We start from the raw sequence: 14,759 nt of genomic DNA on the forward strand, positions 1-14,759 counted from the left end.
TTTTTGTCTTGCCTTCGCCTTACGACAGCAGTTGCTTCAAATCATGCGCGATCGGGTCCGGCCCCTGGCCGTGGCGCAGGAACAGGCGCAGCTGGCCGTTGGTATCGAACACATAGCTGCCGGCCGAGTGATCCACGGTGTAGTTGTTCGGCGAGGTGCCCGGCACCTTGGCGTAGAAGACCTTGAAGTCCTTGGTCACCTTCTTCAGCGCCGCCTCGTCGGCCGGGCGCAGGCCCAGGAAGCGGGCGTCGAAGGCGGGCACGTACTGGCCCAGCAGCGCACCCGTGTCGCGTTCCGGGTCCACGGTCACGAACAGCACCTGGACCTTGTCGGCGTCCGGGCCGAGCTTGTCCATCACCGCCTTCAGCTCGGCCATCGTGGTCGGGCAGACGTCCGGGCAGTGCGTGTAGCCGAAGAACATCACCACGGCCTTGCCCTTGAAGTCAGCCAGCGTGCGGGTCTTGCCGCTCGGGTCCAGCAGCGAGAAGTCCTTGCCGAACTCGGTGGCGCCCGAGATATCCACGTTCTTGAACGAGGGCTTGGGCTGCCCGCAGGCGGCCAGCAGAGCCGTGCAGAGTGCCAGCAGGCAGAGGCGGCGGAACTGGGCAAGGAGGGACGGAGAGCCGGGGAGAGTCATCGGGATACGCGGTGGTCGGGAGAGGTGCCCGGAAGTATCGCCGATCACATCGGCGCTGGCCTCCGGGCGCGGCAAGATGCCGCAGGCGGGCCATCAGACCTGCGGCACGAACTTGAAGTAGTGATCCACCAGCAACGCCGCGAACAGCAGCGAGAGGTACAGGATCGAATAGCGGAAGGTGCGTTGCGCTAGCGCGTCCGAGTAGTTGCGGAACAGCTTCCAGGCGTAGCCGAGGAACACCAGCCCCAGGCCCAGCGCGGCGGCGAGGTAGATATAGCCGCTCATGCCGTAGACGAACGGCAGCAGCGTGGCGGCGATCATCACCAGGGTGTACAGCAAAATGTGGAGCAGCGTGTACTGTTCGCCATGGGTGATCGGCAGCATCGGCAGGCCGGACTTGGCGTAGTCGGCGCGGCGATACAGGGCCAGCGCCCAGAAGTGCGGCGGGGTCCAGGTGAAGATGATCAGCACCAGGAACCACGCCTCGGCCGGCACCGTGCCGGCCACGGCGGCCCAGCCCAGCGCAGGCGGCATGGCGCCCGACAGCCCGCCGATGACGATGTTCTGCGGCGTGGCCGGCTTGAGCAGGATCGTGTAGACCACGGCGTAGCCGAGGAAGGTGGCGAAGGTCAGCCACATCGTCAGGTCATTGGCGAACACGTGCAGCAGCCACATGCCGGCGCCGCCGAGGATGGCCGAGAACACCAGCGTCTGCGCGCTGGAGATCTCACCGGTGGCGGAAGGCCGCCACGCGGTGCGGCGCATCAGCGCATCGACTTTCTGCTCGACCAGGCAGTTGATGGCGAACGCGGCACCGGCCAGCAGCCAGATGCCAGCGGCACCGCCGAGCAGCACCGACCAGGGCACCATGCCGGGCGTCGACAGGAACATGCCGATGACGGCACAGAACACGGCCAGTTGCGTGACGCGCGGCTTGGTCAGCGCGGCATATTGGCGAGCCAGGTGCCGAATTCGGCCCACGGAGGAATGAGGTTGGGTAGCGGAGACCACGGGGGGCATCTTGTCCTTCATGTGGCGCGCGCGGCTGAGGCGGATTGAGCAGCGGCGCCGGCATAACGTGTCGCGAGGGTCGCGAGGCCGATATTGTAGTGGAGACGGAGCAACAGCATCAGCAACAGGGCCGCGCCGCCGTTGTGCGCCACCGCCGCGCCGAGCGGCCAGTCGAACACGATATTGGACATGCCGGTGGCCAGTTGCAGCGCCAGCACGGCCAGCAGCCATGTGGCGTGGCGCGTCAGGCCCTCCATCCGGCGCGCGCGCAGGCCGAACCAGGCCAGGAAGCCGAGCACCACGAAGGCAAAGCCGCGATGCACCCAGTGGATGGCCACCAGCGCCGCGTGCGGGATGTAATCGCCATCGGCCGTCATGCCGAGCTGGCGCCAGAGCGTGAAGCCGTGGCGGAAGTCCATCTCGGGCACCAGCTGGCCGTTGCAGAGCGGGAAATCGGTGCAGGCCAGCACCGCGTAGTTGGTGCTGACCCAGCCGCCGAGGAAGATCTGGATCACCAGCAAGCCCAGCGCCACCCACGCCGCCCAGCGCAGCGAGGCCGCCTGCGGCGCCACCGGGTGCGGCGGGTCATTGCGGGAGCCGAGCACGATCAGCGACGACAGCAGCGCCATCGCCAGCAGCAGGTGGGTCACCACGATGATCGGCTGGAGCTTCATCGTCACGGTGAGCGCGCCGAACAAGCCCTGCACGCAGACCAGCACGAACACCCCCGTGGCGAACCACGGCGACTGCTTCAGCTCGCGCCGCTTGACCCACGCCAGCACCATCAACGAGATGATCAGCACACCCACCGCCATGGCGAAATAGCGATGGATCATCTCGATCCACGCCTTGGCCAGCGTGACCGGGCCGCTCGGCAGCGCGGTCTCGGCGGCGCGGATCGGCTCCATGGCCGCGTGCGGGTTCGAGTGGCCGTAGCAGCCGGGCCAGTCCGGGCAGCCGAGGCCGGAATCGGTCAGTCGGGTGAAGCTGCCGAACATGATCAGGTCCAGCGTGAGGAAGGCGGTGACCCAGACCAGCTTGCGATACTTGTCGCGGCTGCCCCGCACCAGCACGTACGAGAGCGGCAGCAGGGCAATCAGGATGCCAATGATGGCGAGTTGGAGCAGCATCGCAAATCAGCCAATTCGGGAAAATTTGAGCAGCTTCTTCAGGTCGCTGCTGATCTGTTTCGGGTCGGGTTCCTTCGGCCAGCGCAGCATCAGGTTGCCGAGCGGGTCGATCAGGTACACGGTGTCTTCAGCCCTGGCGCCCGGTTCGGCCGGCAGCCACTGGCGCAGCGCGGCACCGTCCATGCGCAGGAAGCGCACGCCCGCATAGGGTTCGTTGTAGGCGCTGGACAGCCGTTCGTCCACGGTGCCCGTATCGGAAATCAGCCAGACCGGGGTAATGCGCTCGCGGTCCTGGCCCTGCCCCGCGCGGATCTGGCGCATCGTGAACAGCCGCTTGGCACACGCTTCGTCGCAGGCGGACGCGGCGGTCATCACCATCAGCCACTTGCCCCGGAAGGACGACAGCGGCACGGCCTCGCCGCGCTCGTCGGTCACGTTGAGCGGCGGCATCGGGCGCAGCGGGTCGACCAGCGTGCCGTAGTTGGTGCTGGCGCCGCTCGGCTTGACCACGTAATAGGTGAAATACGAGAAGATGACCGGCGACGCGCAGACCAGCAGCAGCATCAGCATCTGCAGGCGGCCACGGCGCGTGCGCGCATCGATGCGGGAGTCCGGCGTGGCCGTGGGGTCTTGCGATGGCATGGAGTTCGTCTGTACGTTCATCGTTCGGTTATCGGTTCGGCAGGGCGGTGTCCCGGCGCGCACGGCGCCAGCCCAGCACGGCCACCAGCACCACGGTCAGCGCGGCCAGGCCGAACCACTGGGCGGCGTAGCCATAGTGGCGGTCCGCGCCGAGGTCGGCGGCCGCCCAGTCGCGCGCGAGGCCATCGCCGGTATCGGTGGCCTGCTGCATCACCAACGGCAGTAGCGGCGCCCCGGTTTCCCGGGCGAACGCCGCCAAGTCTACATTCTGGCGGATCTTCTGCCCTGCTTCGGCCGACGCGTCTTGCCCGAGGCCGTAGACGCGCGGCGCCGTGGCCACCGCCGTGCCGTCCAGCGTGACGTCGCCATCGGGCGTGGGGAACGGGGCGATCCGCGTGCGGTCCTGGGCGTCGCGCGGCAGCCATCCGCGCAGCACCAGCACGCTGGCGCCGCCATCGGCCAGCTTCAGCGGCGTCAGCACCAGGAAGCCGGCGCGGCCGTCCGAGCCGTTGCCGTGCGGGCGGTTGTCCAGCAACACGGTGCGGGCGGCGTCGAAGCGGCCCCGGGCGCGTACGCGGCGGTCGACCACCTGCGTGGCGTCGATGCGGGCCGTGTTCAGGTCCACCGGCGCCTGCGCCGCCAGCGCGGCCAGCCGCGCGGCGCGGTCCACCTTCTCGTGGGCCCGGCGCAATTGCCAGTTGCCGAGCGCGCAGGTCACGACGACCACGGTCAGTGCCGCCACCAGCGGCACCGCCCCCGGCGAGCGCCACAGGCTCCCCCGATTGCGGGTCGTCACGAATGGCCTCGCGAGGCCACGGTGCCATAATGGCCACTTTCGTGACCCGCGGCCTCCCTTCGCTCCAGCATGCGCTTCGTCATCATCGTCGCCTTCATTCTGATCATCGGCAGCCTGGCCTCCGCGCTGTTCTTCATGATGCGCGACCGTGGCCGCACCCCCAACATGATGCGCTCGTTGATGCTGCGCGTCGGCTTCTCGGTGGCGCTGTTCCTGTTCATCCTGTTCGCCAACTGGATGGGATGGATCCACAGCACCGGCATCCATATGTCGCCCTGAGCGGATGCCAGTCCCCAAAACAAAAAGCGCCGCGCGAGGATCGTCCTCCGCGGCGCTTCGTCTTGTACCGCAGGACCGCCGCAGCGGCCCGTTCCTGCCCTTACAGCCAGTACACCACCACGTAGAGGCCGAGCCAGACCACGTCAACGAAGTGCCAATACCAGGCGGCGCCTTCGAACGCGAAGTGGTGCTGCGGCGTAAAGTGTCCGCGCAGCACGCGGCCCAGCACCACCGCCAGCATGATCGCGCCCATGGTCACGTGGAAGCCGTGGAAGCCGGTCAGCAGGAAGAACGTCGAACCATAGACCCCGGAGGTCAGCTTCAGGTTCAGTTCCGAGTAGGCGTGCATGTACTCGTAGACCTGCAGGCACATGAAGAGCGCGCCGAGCAGAATGGTCAGCACCAGGCCCTGGATCAGCTGGCTGCGCTTGCCGGCCAGCAGCGCGTGGTGCGCCCAGGTCAGCGTGACGCCGGAGGTCAGCAGCAGCGCCGTGTTGATCGTGGGGATCGGCCACGGACCCATGGTCTGGAAGCTCTCCACCGTGCCCGCCGGGCCGAGGTTGGGCCACACGGCCGCGAAGTCCGGCCAGATGATCTTGTTGTTCAGGTCGCCCAGCCACGGCATGGCGATGGTGCGGGCGTAGAACAACGCGCCGAAGAAGGCCGCGAAGAACATCACCTCGGAGAAGATGAACCAGCCCATCGACCAGCGGAACGAGACGTCGATGTTCTTGCCGTACAGGCCGCCTTCCGACTCGCGGATGGCGTCGCCGAACCAGCTCTTGAGCACGAACAGGAACCACAGCAGGCCGAAGCCGCACAGGAACGGGGCCCACGACTGGCCGTTGACCCAACCCGCGGCGCCGGCGCCGGTCATCAGCAGGCCGAAGGCCGCCGTGATGGGGTGGCGCGACGGGCCCGGTACGAAGTAGTACGGAGCATTTGCGCGATTCGCACTCATTCTTCTATCTCCAGCTCAGTGTCTCTGATTCGTTGTAGTTCCGCACCGCCGGCCGACCTCCCTGCCGGTGGTGTGCTCGTACTTCTCTTATTTTTTCGGGGACAGCTTCATCCCACCACGGTCTTCACGATGCCGATCAAAATCGCCACGAACAGCGCCGCGGCAATCAGGCCGGCGATGATCACGTGCACCGGGTTCAGCCGCGCCATGTCGGTCTCGTGCTCCGACCCCTTGCGCAGGCCGATGAACGACCACAGCACCGCGCGCACCGTCTGCGCGAACGACGCCTTGCGCTGAAGCGGATCCTGCGGCTCTGGCGTCACACCCATCTCAGCTTCCCTGCCCCGCCGGCGCCGCCGTCTGCGCCACCGGCGTGCCGATCTCGAAGAAGGTGTACGACAGCGTGATCGTCTTCACATCCTTGGGCAGGTTCGGATCGATCACGAACACCACCGGCATCTCGCGCGCCTCGCTGGCCTTGAGCGTCTGCTGCTTGAAGCAGAAGCACTCCACCTTCTTGAAGTACTCGGTGGCCTGCTTGGGCGCGTAGCTCGGGATGGCCTGCGCGGAAATATCGCGCGACTGCCCGTTGGCCACTTCGTAGACGATGGTCGTCAGCTCGCCCGGATGCACTTCCATCGAGGACTTCACCGGGCGGAACGCGAACGGCCCGCGCGCGTTGGAGTCGAACTCCACCGTGATCGTGCGGCTCTTGTCCACCTGGGTGTTCTTCTTCAGCGATCCGCCGTACAGATCGCGCGTGGTCACCACGTTGATGCCGGTGACCTCGCAGATCTTCTTGTACAGCGGCACCAGCGCATAGCCGAAGCTGAACATCAGGCCCACCACCACCAGCAGCCGCAGCAGCATGCCGCGGTTGAAGCGTCGCTCGATTGCCCGGTCTTCCGCCTTCTGCTGCGCGTCCACGTCTATCTCCGCTCAACCGCCAAGGAACACCATCTTGGCGAAGAATCCCAGGAAGAACACCACCACGATGGACAGCAGGATCAGGCCCAGCCGCCGGTTGGCGGCTCGTTGGGTGGCCTGGCGGCCCTGGCTGTCCGTGCGCGACGGGGTTTCCGGCTTCATGGCGTCAATCACTCAGCGCACCTGTGGCGGCTCTTCGAAGGTGTGGAACGGCGCCGGCGACGGCACGGTCCATTCCAGGCCCTCGGCGCCATCCCACGGCTTGTCGCCGGCAGCCTGGCCGCCCCGGTAGGACGGCAGCACCACGAAGAAGAAGAAATACACCTGCATCAGGCCGAAGCCCAGCGCGCCGATCGACGCAACCGCGTTGAAGTCCGTGAACTGGACCGCGTAGTCCGCGTAGCGACGCGGCATGCCGGCCAGGCCCAGGAAGTGCATCGGGAAGAAGGTCACGTTGAAGAAGATCAGCGAGCCCCAGAAGTGGATCTGGCCGCGCGTCTCGTTGTACATGAACCCGCTCCACTTCGGCCCCCAGTAGTAGAAGCCGGCGAACAGCGCGAACAGCGAACCGGCCACCAGCACATAGTGGAAGTGCGCCACGATGAAGTAGGTGTCCTGAATCTGGATGTCGATCGGGGCCACGGCCGGGATCAGGCCGGTGAAGCCGCCGATCGTGAACACGAAGATGAAGCCGATGGCGAACAGCATCGGCGTCTCGAAGGTCATCGAGCCGCGCCACATCGTGGCGATCCAGTTGAAGATCTTCACGGCCGTCGGCACCGCGATCAGCATCGTCGCGTACATGAAGAACAGCTGGCCGGTCACCGGCATGCCGGTGGTGAACATGTGGTGCGCCCAGACGATGAACGACAGGATGGCGATGGACGCCGTGGCGTACACCATCGAGCTGTAGCCGAACAGGCGCTTGCGCGCGAACGCCGGCACCACGTGCGAGATGATCCCGAACGCGGGCAGGATCATGATGTACACCTCGGGGTGGCCGAAGAACCAGAAGATGTGCTGGTACATCACTGGGTCACCACCGCCGGCGGCCGAGAAGAAGCTCGTGCCGAAGTGGCGGTCGGTCAGCACCATGGTGATGGCGCCAGCCAGCACCGGCATCACGGCGATCAGCAAGTAGGCGGTGATCAGCCAGGTCCAGCAGAACATCGGCATCTTCATCAGCGTCATGCCGGGCGCGCGCATGTTGAGGATGGTGACGATGATGTTGATCGAGCCCATGATCGACGAGGCGCCCATGATGTGCATGGCGAAGATGGCCATGTCCATGCCGGGGCCCATCTGCACCGAGAGCGGCGCGTAGAGCGTCCAGCCGGCGGCGGTGGCGCCGCCCGGGGCGAAGAACGAGCCGGCCAGCAGCAGCGCCGCCGGGGGCATCAGCCAGAAGCTGAAGTTGTTCATCCGCGCGAAGGCCATGTCCGAGGCGCCGATCTGGAGCGGAATCATCCAGTTCGCGAAGCCGACGAACGCCGGCATGATCGCGCCGAACACCATGATCAGGCCGTGCATCGTGGTGAACTGGTTGAACAGCTCGGGGCGGAAGAACTGCAGGCCCGGCTCGAACAGCTCCAGGCGGATCAGCAGTGCCAGCACGCCGCCGGACAGCAGCATCGTGAACGAGAACAGCAGGTACAGCGTACCGATGTCCTTGTGGTTGGTGGCGAACAGCCAGCGGCGCCAGCCATGGGGGTGATCGTGCGCATGATCGTCATGGCCGTGGCCATGTCCATGATCATGGGCGTGGTCGTGCGGATGACCCAGCGTCTCCGGGGTAGCGGTACTCATCGCGTTGACTCCTGAATTCCTGTATGCGGTGCGGCTGCGGGTCAGCCTGCGACGCGGTTGCCCGCGAGGCTGGCCTGCTTGTCGGGGGAGGTGGCCGGGGCCGGATCGGCCTTGGCCTTCGGCGCCGCCTCGGCGGTACCCGCCGTCGGTGCGCCACCGCCTTCGGGGAACTTGCCCGCGCGGGCGTTCACGAAGTCGGCCGGCTGGATTACCTCGCCAGTCCGGTTGCCCCACGCATTCCGGGTGTAGGTCATGGCCGCGGCCAGTTCCGTGTCGGACAGCTGCTTCCAGGACGGCATGCCGCCGCGTCCTTCCAGCAGGATGTGCATCTGGCCGGCCTTCGGACCGTTCACTACCTTGGAGCCGTCCAGCGCCGGGAACGCGCCGGCGCCCTTGCCGTTCGGCTGGTGGCAGACCGCGCAGTTCGACGCGTAGACCTTCTCCCCACGCACCTTCATCTCATCGAGCGTCCAGGTCTTGTTGGGATCGTCCGCCGCTGCGGCCAGCGCCTTCTTCTTCTCGTCGACCCACTTGGTGTAGTCGGCGTCCGAGACCACGCGCACGACGATCGGCATGAACGCGTGTTCCTTGCCGCACAGCTCGGCGCACTGGCCACGGTAGACGCCGATCTTCTCGGCGCGGAACCAGGTGTCGCGCACGAAGCCGGGAATCGCATCCTGCTTCACGCCGAAGGCCGGGATCATCCACGCGTGGATCACGTCGTTGGCCGTCGTGACGATGCGGATCTTCTTGTTGACCGGCACCACCAGCTCGTTGTCCACCTCCATCAGGTAGGTGTTCGACTTCGGCTGCTCGTTGTTGATCTGCTCGCGCGGCGTGGTCAGGGTGGAGACGAACGAGATGCCTTCGCCCTGGCCCTTCAGGTAGTCGTAACCCCACTTCCACTGGTAGCCGGTGGCCTTGATGGTGATGTCGGAGTTGGTGGTGTCCTTCATCGCGACCACGGTCTTGGTGGCGGGAAGCGCCATTGCGATCACGATCAGGAACGGGACGATGGTCCACACCACTTCCACGGTAATGCTTTCGTGGAACGCGGCCGACTTGGCACCACGGCTCTTGCGGTGCGTGAAGATGGAATAGAACATCACGCCGAACACGGCGATGAAAATCACCGTGCAGATGATGAGCATCATCCAGTTCAGCCAGTGAATCTGTTCGGCGATCTTTGTAACGGGTTCGGTCAGGTTCAGCTGTCGGACGGCCGGGCCGCCTGGCATATCACTGACCGCGGAGGCCGCCTGGCTGGCAAGCAGGGACGCACCTGCCAGACATGCTGCGGATGCCTTCTTCCACATTTTCATTGTTTATCTACCCAATTTACAGATTCAAATCTGTCCCCGCCGTGCCCTGCCTCCCTTCCTCTCAGAAGCAATGCAGGACTGCCGCGAGTTCCTGCGCGAACTTGCGCCGCCGTATCGGGTCCAGATGACACCCCACCCGCACGACGCGCTTGTCCGACCGCAGAACCACGAGCGCCCGGAACGATTCACCCAGTTCCACCCGCACCCATCGCGGGTTGAATACCTCACGCGTGACCCGACTGGCGCTGGCTGTCTCCACGACCAGCATACCGTCGGTCACACTCACGCGTTCATAATCCGTCGCATGGCGTGCGTACGCCAGCAGGGCAATCCCCAGCCCGAGCAGCTCGAGCCCCGCGAAAGGCAGCACGAGCCAGGCCCCATGCCACGCGGCAAGGAACACCGCGATGGCAGTGGAAATACATACGATGGAGAAGTAGAACCAGCCGACCTGGCGTGGGGAGAGCGAGCAATTCCGCTTCATCAGCCAGTCGTTGCTCGGCAAGGGGGGACGTCCGTCGTGATTACCGCCGGAGTCAACTCCTGCCGTCTGGAATGCGATACCCAAGTCTTGCATCGCCCAACCACTTTGCATCGGATGCACACCCGGGACGAATGGCGCGCCCGGGCACGTGCGGAGTGCATTCCGGGGGCGTTCTTGTGCCAGGGGACCACTGCGACAAACTGGCGCATTATATGGCGCTTCGCATACTCGAACAAGGGAGGATTTGACCGGAGGGCTTGCCTAGTTCAAGTTTTTGTGCATGGCTGCAACAGCCCCGATAGTCAACACAATCGGTGTGTGCGCAATGTTGCGCGACGGTCCGGGCGACCGTCCGCACGGTGTGTCAGCGGCGTGGCGAAGCCCGTCCGATCTTGTCGATCGGCACCACCGCGCGGCCCTGATCGTCGGTGGCCTGCCGGCCACGCGGCGCCAGCTTCCACGCATGGCCGTAGACAATCTCGAAGGTCAGCGGGATCACCCCATCGCTGTTGCGCTGGCGCTCCAGCGCGTCCAGCACGGCGCGATGCCAGCGGCGCCCGCGCAGCCCGGCCGGGCCGGGGCGCCGGAAGCCGCCGAAGGACTGCACCTCGCGCAGCAGCGTCTCGGGGGACTCGTAGGTGATGGTCAGCGTCTCCATGTCCATCACGGGCGTGGACCAGCCGCTGTGGACCAGCATGTCGCCAATGTCATGCATGTCGACGAAACGGAGCGTGTGCGCATCGAGGTCGACCTCGCCGAACGCCGTGCGCAGCTCGCGCAGCGTGTCCGGGCCGAACAGCGAGAACAGCACCAGCCCCTCGTCGGCCGTCACACGATGCCACTCGGGGAACACGCGGTGCGGCTCGGGATGCCAGTGGAGCGCGAGGTTGGACCAGAGCAGATCGAAGCTGGCGCCATCAAACGGCAGTGTGGCAAGATCGCCCTGCACCAGGTCGAACATCGGACGCTTGCCGAGCATGCGGCCGATCCACCCCGGGCGGCGCTGCGGATCGCGCTGGCCGGCTTCGTGCAGCATCGCGCCGGAAATATCGAGGCCGGCGATCTGCGCATCGGGAAACCGCGCGCGCAAACCCGCCAGGCCCTGGCCATGGCCGCAGCCGATATCGAGCGCGCGCCGTGGCGCGAGCCGGATCACCTCCATGCGCTCCTGCATGCGCCGGCCGATCTCGCCGAGCAGGAAATCCAGCTTGCCGAAGGCGGCGCTGCGGCGGTCGAAGGCAAGCCGGGTCAGCCGCGCGGGCGGCAACCAGGCATCGGGAGAATCAGCGGCATGCAAGGACACGGACAATCGGAACCAGTGGGGAGCGGTCGGACGGGACCGCGAGGATCGCAAGTATACGCGCGCGCCGCCGGGGCTGCCGGGCGCTGCCTCGCTGGGCTGCTGCCGTCCCTGCTCCCGTCCTTGCTCCCCTCCGCCTGTGCGATTTGCGGCGATGTGCAGCGCGATGTGGTCTGCGCCGCCTGCGCCGGATCCCTGTTGGCGGCGCGGCCCCGCTGCCCGCGCTGTGCCAGTCCGGGCGGGAGCCATTGCCCGGCCTGCGTGCCCGACGACCCAATCGACGCCACCGTGACGCTGGCCGACTACGCCGAGCCACTCGATCGCCTGATCCTGCGGCTCAAGTTCGGCGCCGCGCTGCCCGTCGCCGGCTGGATCGCCGCGCAGCTTGCCGAAAGCCTGCGCGCCCTGCCCGATCTTCCCAATCTTCCCGATCTCATCGTCCCCGTGCCGCTTGCGCCGCAACGGCTGGCCGCGCGCGGTTTCAACCAGGCGTGGGAGATTGCCCGCCCGCTGGCCCGGCGGCTCGGCGTGCGCGCCGATGCGACCCTGCTCACCCGCCGGCGCGACACCGCCACCCAGCTCATGCTGGACCTGCCCGCCCGCCAGGCCAATCTGCGCGATGCCTTCGCACTGGCCCGCCCCATGTGCCTCGACGGCCGCCACATCGCCGTGGTCGATGATGTGATGACCACCGGCGCCACGCTGCGCGCCGCTGCCGCCGTCCTCAAGGCCCATGGCGCCCGGCGCGTCACCGCCCTGCCCGCGCTGCGCACCCCGTAAAAATGCGACGGGATGACAGCCACCCCCTGCCGCGGTAAGCTCGGGGCCGATTTTCCAGCCATCGCGCCATGTTCAACGTCGTCCTCGTCGAGCCCGAAATTCCGCCGAATACCGGCAATGTGATCCGCCTGTGCGCCAACACGGGGGCGCAGCTGCACCTCGTCAAGCCGCTCGGATTTCCGCTCGAGGACGCCCGCATGCGCCGCGCGGGCCTGGACTATCACGAATTCGCGACGATGCGCGTGCACGAGAGCTGGAACGCCCTGATGGCGGCCGAGCAGCCTGATCCGGACCGTATGTTCGCCCTGACCACGCACGGCTCCACGCCGTTCGGGCAAGTCAGTTTCCGTCCCGGGGACTGGTTCGTGTTCGGATCGGAGACCCGCGGCCTGGCGCCCGAGCGGCGCGAGTGGTTCCCGGCCACGCAGCGCATCCGGCTGCCGATGCGGCCGGACAACCGCAGCCTGAATCTCTCCAATACCGTGGCCGTGGTGGTGTTCGAGGCCTGGCGCCAGAACGGCTTCGCCGGCGGCGCCTGACAGGAGAGGAGCGCCTGACGGCCTGGGCGACGCCTAGCCCTCGGGCTGCACGCCCGCCGCGCGGATCACCTTGGCCCAGCGGGCCGTCTCGGTGGCCATGGTCTGGCGCAGCGAGGCCGGCGCGGTACCAGCCGGCACGAAATACTGGGCGCGCATCTTCTCGCGCACGTCGGCACTGCCGATGATCGTCACGAGTTCCCGGTACAGGCGGTCGATCACCGGCGCCGGCGTCCCGGCTGGCGCCAGCACGGCCTGCCACGAGATGGCCTCGAAGCCCGGATAGCCCGATTCCGCCACGGTCGGCACCTGCGGCAGCAGCCCGGTACGCCCCGTGGAGGTCACGGCGAGCAGGCGCAGCTTGCCGGCCGTCACCATCGGCATGGCAATCGCGGGCACCATGAAACCGGCCTGCACCTGCCCACCGACGATGGCGGTGGTGATCTGCGGAAACCCCTGATACGGCACGTGCTGGAGGTCGATGCCAGCCATGGCCTTGAGCTGCTCCATGGCCAGGTGCGCCGCACTCCCGTTGCCCACCGACCCATAGTTCAGCGCGCCCGGCCGGGCCTTGGCCAGCGCGACGAAGTCGGCCAGCGTGTGCACCGGCAGCCGCGCATCGACCACCAGCACATTCGGCGAGGTGGCCACCAGCGTCACCGGCGCCAGTTGGCGCACCGGGTCATAACCAAGATGGCGGTAGAGCGCCGGCGCCGTGACAAGCGGGCCGTTGATCGTAAACAGCAGCGTATTGCCGTCCGGCACGGCCTTGGCGACCATGCCGGTGCCGATATTGCCGCCTGCACCGGGCCGGTTCTCCACCACCACCGGCTGGCCCAGCGCCACGGCCAGCTTCTCGGTGACGATCCGGGCGATCAGGTCTGGCGAGGAGCCCGCCGGGAACGGCACGATCATACGGATGGGGCGCGACGGCCACGTCTCCGCCAGCGCCGGCGCGGCGCCCAGGCACAGCGTGGAAAGCGTGGCGATCATCGCCCCGAGGGCTTGGCGGCGGCTAGGCATCTAATCTTGGGGGATTTGCGGTTATTCGTCCCGCGCGTCGCGCTGGAGCAGTTGCGCCACGGCGTCGGCAGCGGACAGGCCCTCGAACAGCACCGCGCAGACCGCGCGCGTGATCGGCATCTCCACGCCATGCCGGGCGGCCAGCGCCGCCACCGCCTGGGCGCATCGCACCCCCTCGGCCACGTGGCCGAGGTCGGCGAGCACCTGTTCGAGCGTCTTGCCGCCCGCCAATTGCTGTCCGACCTTGCGGTTGCGCGAGAGGTCGCCGGTGGCGGTCAGGATCAGGTCGCCCATCCCGGCGAGGCCCATGAAGGTCTCCACGCGGCCGCCGAGCGCCAGCCCGAACCGGGTCATCTCGGCCAGCCCGCGCGTGACCAGCGCCGCGCGCGCGTTGAGGCCCAGGCCCAGACCATCGCTGGCGCCGGTGGCAATCGCCAGCACGTTCTTGACCGCGCCGCCCACCTCCACGCCGATCAGGTCATCGCTGCCATAGATCCGCATGGCATGGTGATGGAACGCCACCTGCGCGCGGTCCGCCAGCGCATGGGACGTGCCCGCCACGGTCAGCGCGCACGGCAGCCCCTGAGCCACTTCCTTGGCGAAGCTGGGCCCGGTCAGCACGCCATATTCGATCTGGCCCGGCGTCACGCCGAGCGCATCGAGTTCCTCGCGCACCATCTGGTGCGGCATGGCGTGGGTGTCGGCCTCGAAGCCCTTGCAGAGCCAGAGCATGGCCAGCGGCGCAGGCCGTCCGGCATGGCGCGCGGCCAGCCGGCGCGTCATCTCGCGCAGGCCGGAAACCGGCGTGGCCACCACCAGGAGCCCGTCCGGGTCAGCCAGCGCATGATCCACGGCGGCATCGAAATCGGCTTCGCAGGCCAGTCGGGGGGATAACGCCACCCCGGGCAGGTAGGCCGCGTTCATGCCGGTTTGCGCGATATCGGCCAGTTGCGCGGCATCGCGGCCCCAGAGCACCACATCGTGCACGGTGGCCGCGTGGCTGGCCAGGGCAGTGCCCCAGGCCCCGGCGCCGAGGAAGGTCAGTTTCATGGCGATTCTGGCGGAATGGCGGATAACGTCAGTATGGCGGGGGAAATCAAAACGGGGCCGAAGCCCCGTTTTAAG

Annotated in this window: 18 protein-coding genes; 3 read left to right on the plus strand and 15 right to left on the minus strand. The window is 67.1% G+C overall.

Annotation, left to right across the window (positions count from 1 at the left end; translation table 11 throughout):
* Window positions 1-19: 19 nt before the first annotated feature.
* From AC1DFU_RS06120 to AC1DFU_RS06140, 5 genes are all read right to left on the minus strand, one after another.
* Window positions 20-637 carry an SCO family protein gene (locus AC1DFU_RS06120; RefSeq protein WP_092291642.1) on the minus strand — a complete coding sequence of 206 codons (618 nt, stop codon included), beginning with the start codon at window positions 635-637 and terminating at the stop codon, window positions 20-22.
* Window positions 638-730: 93 nt separating this feature from the next.
* Window positions 731-1,657 (minus strand): heme o synthase, encoded by a 927-nt coding sequence (cyoE, locus tag AC1DFU_RS06125; RefSeq protein WP_441593649.1) that lies wholly within the window; start codon window positions 1,655-1,657, stop codon window positions 731-733.
* A gap of 8 nt (window positions 1,658-1,665) precedes the next feature.
* The gene (locus AC1DFU_RS06130; RefSeq protein WP_092291640.1) at window positions 1,666-2,778 is read right to left on the minus strand and encodes a COX15/CtaA family protein; all 1,113 of its coding nucleotides are present in this window, start codon (window positions 2,776-2,778) and stop codon (window positions 1,666-1,668) included.
* A 6-nt stretch (window positions 2,779-2,784) separates the two neighbouring features.
* Window positions 2,785-3,441 (minus strand): SCO family protein, encoded by a 657-nt coding sequence (locus AC1DFU_RS06135; protein WP_092291638.1) that lies wholly within the window; start codon window positions 3,439-3,441, stop codon window positions 2,785-2,787.
* Between the two features lie 7 nt (window positions 3,442-3,448).
* Entirely contained in the window at window positions 3,449-4,216 is a 768-nt protein-coding gene (locus AC1DFU_RS06140; RefSeq protein ID WP_092291636.1) for an SURF1 family protein, read from the minus strand.
* 69 nt (window positions 4,217-4,285) lie between these two features.
* On the opposite strand from AC1DFU_RS06140, the gene AC1DFU_RS06145 reads away from it, so the two are divergent.
* Entirely contained in the window at window positions 4,286-4,495 is a 210-nt protein-coding gene (locus AC1DFU_RS06145; RefSeq protein WP_092291634.1) for a twin transmembrane helix small protein, read from the plus strand.
* A 100-nt stretch (window positions 4,496-4,595) separates the two neighbouring features.
* Here the strand turns inward: AC1DFU_RS06145 and AC1DFU_RS06150 are convergent, their stop codons facing one another.
* The 8 genes from AC1DFU_RS06150 to AC1DFU_RS06185 form a co-directional block, all read right to left on the minus strand.
* A complete protein-coding gene (locus tag AC1DFU_RS06150) occupies window positions 4,596-5,456 on the minus strand; it encodes a cytochrome c oxidase subunit 3 (RefSeq protein ID WP_092291632.1) in 861 nt (286 codons plus the stop codon).
* 107 nt (window positions 5,457-5,563) lie between these two features.
* A complete protein-coding gene (locus AC1DFU_RS06155; protein ID WP_092291630.1) occupies window positions 5,564-5,785 on the minus strand; it encodes a DUF2970 domain-containing protein in 222 nt (73 codons plus the stop codon).
* A gap of 1 nt (window position 5,786) precedes the next feature.
* On the minus strand, window positions 5,787-6,383 hold the full coding sequence (locus AC1DFU_RS06160; protein WP_092291628.1) for a cytochrome c oxidase assembly protein: 597 nt from the start codon (window positions 6,381-6,383) through the stop codon (window positions 5,787-5,789).
* A 12-nt stretch (window positions 6,384-6,395) separates the two neighbouring features.
* Window positions 6,396-6,545 (minus strand): cytochrome oxidase small assembly protein, encoded by a 150-nt coding sequence (locus tag AC1DFU_RS06165; RefSeq protein ID WP_218158021.1) that lies wholly within the window; start codon window positions 6,543-6,545, stop codon window positions 6,396-6,398.
* 12 nt (window positions 6,546-6,557) lie between these two features.
* Entirely contained in the window at window positions 6,558-8,189 is a 1,632-nt protein-coding gene (gene ctaD, locus AC1DFU_RS06170) for a cytochrome c oxidase subunit I (protein WP_092291626.1), read from the minus strand.
* A gap of 41 nt (window positions 8,190-8,230) precedes the next feature.
* Complete coding sequence (gene coxB, locus AC1DFU_RS06175) at window positions 8,231-9,511, minus strand: cytochrome c oxidase subunit II (RefSeq protein WP_092291624.1); 1,281 nt, start codon at window positions 9,509-9,511, stop codon at window positions 8,231-8,233.
* Window positions 9,512-9,572: 61 nt separating this feature from the next.
* Window positions 9,573-10,088, minus strand: coding sequence for a DUF2244 domain-containing protein (locus AC1DFU_RS06180; protein WP_092291622.1), 516 nt, complete (start codon window positions 10,086-10,088; stop codon window positions 9,573-9,575).
* 271 nt (window positions 10,089-10,359) lie between these two features.
* On the minus strand, window positions 10,360-11,298 hold the full coding sequence (locus AC1DFU_RS06185) for a methyltransferase domain-containing protein (protein WP_441593644.1): 939 nt from the start codon (window positions 11,296-11,298) through the stop codon (window positions 10,360-10,362).
* Here AC1DFU_RS06185 and AC1DFU_RS06190 point away from each other — a divergent pair.
* The gene (locus tag AC1DFU_RS06190; RefSeq protein ID WP_441593645.1) at window positions 11,287-12,075 is read left to right on the plus strand and encodes a ComF family protein; all 789 of its coding nucleotides are present in this window, start codon (window positions 11,287-11,289) and stop codon (window positions 12,073-12,075) included. The two genes, AC1DFU_RS06185 and AC1DFU_RS06190, sit on opposite strands and share 12 nt — an antisense overlap.
* A 68-nt stretch (window positions 12,076-12,143) precedes the next feature.
* On the plus strand, window positions 12,144-12,614 hold the full coding sequence (gene trmL / locus AC1DFU_RS06195; RefSeq protein ID WP_441593646.1) for a tRNA (uridine(34)/cytosine(34)/5-carboxymethylaminomethyluridine(34)-2'-O)-methyltransferase TrmL: 471 nt from the start codon (window positions 12,144-12,146) through the stop codon (window positions 12,612-12,614).
* 33 nt (window positions 12,615-12,647) lie between these two features.
* On the opposite strand, the gene AC1DFU_RS06200 is transcribed toward trmL, so the two are convergent.
* Window positions 12,648-13,634 carry a Bug family tripartite tricarboxylate transporter substrate binding protein gene (locus AC1DFU_RS06200; protein WP_092291618.1) on the minus strand — a complete coding sequence of 329 codons (987 nt, stop codon included), beginning with the start codon at window positions 13,632-13,634 and terminating at the stop codon, window positions 12,648-12,650.
* 21 nt (window positions 13,635-13,655) lie between these two features.
* Window positions 13,656-14,684, minus strand: a complete 1,029-nt coding sequence (locus tag AC1DFU_RS06205; protein WP_441593647.1) for an NAD(P)H-dependent glycerol-3-phosphate dehydrogenase — start codon at window positions 14,682-14,684, stop codon at window positions 13,656-13,658.
* Window positions 14,685-14,759 lie beyond the last annotated feature (75 nt).

The sequence above is a fragment of the Cupriavidus sp. 10L45 genome (assembly GCF_056395225.1).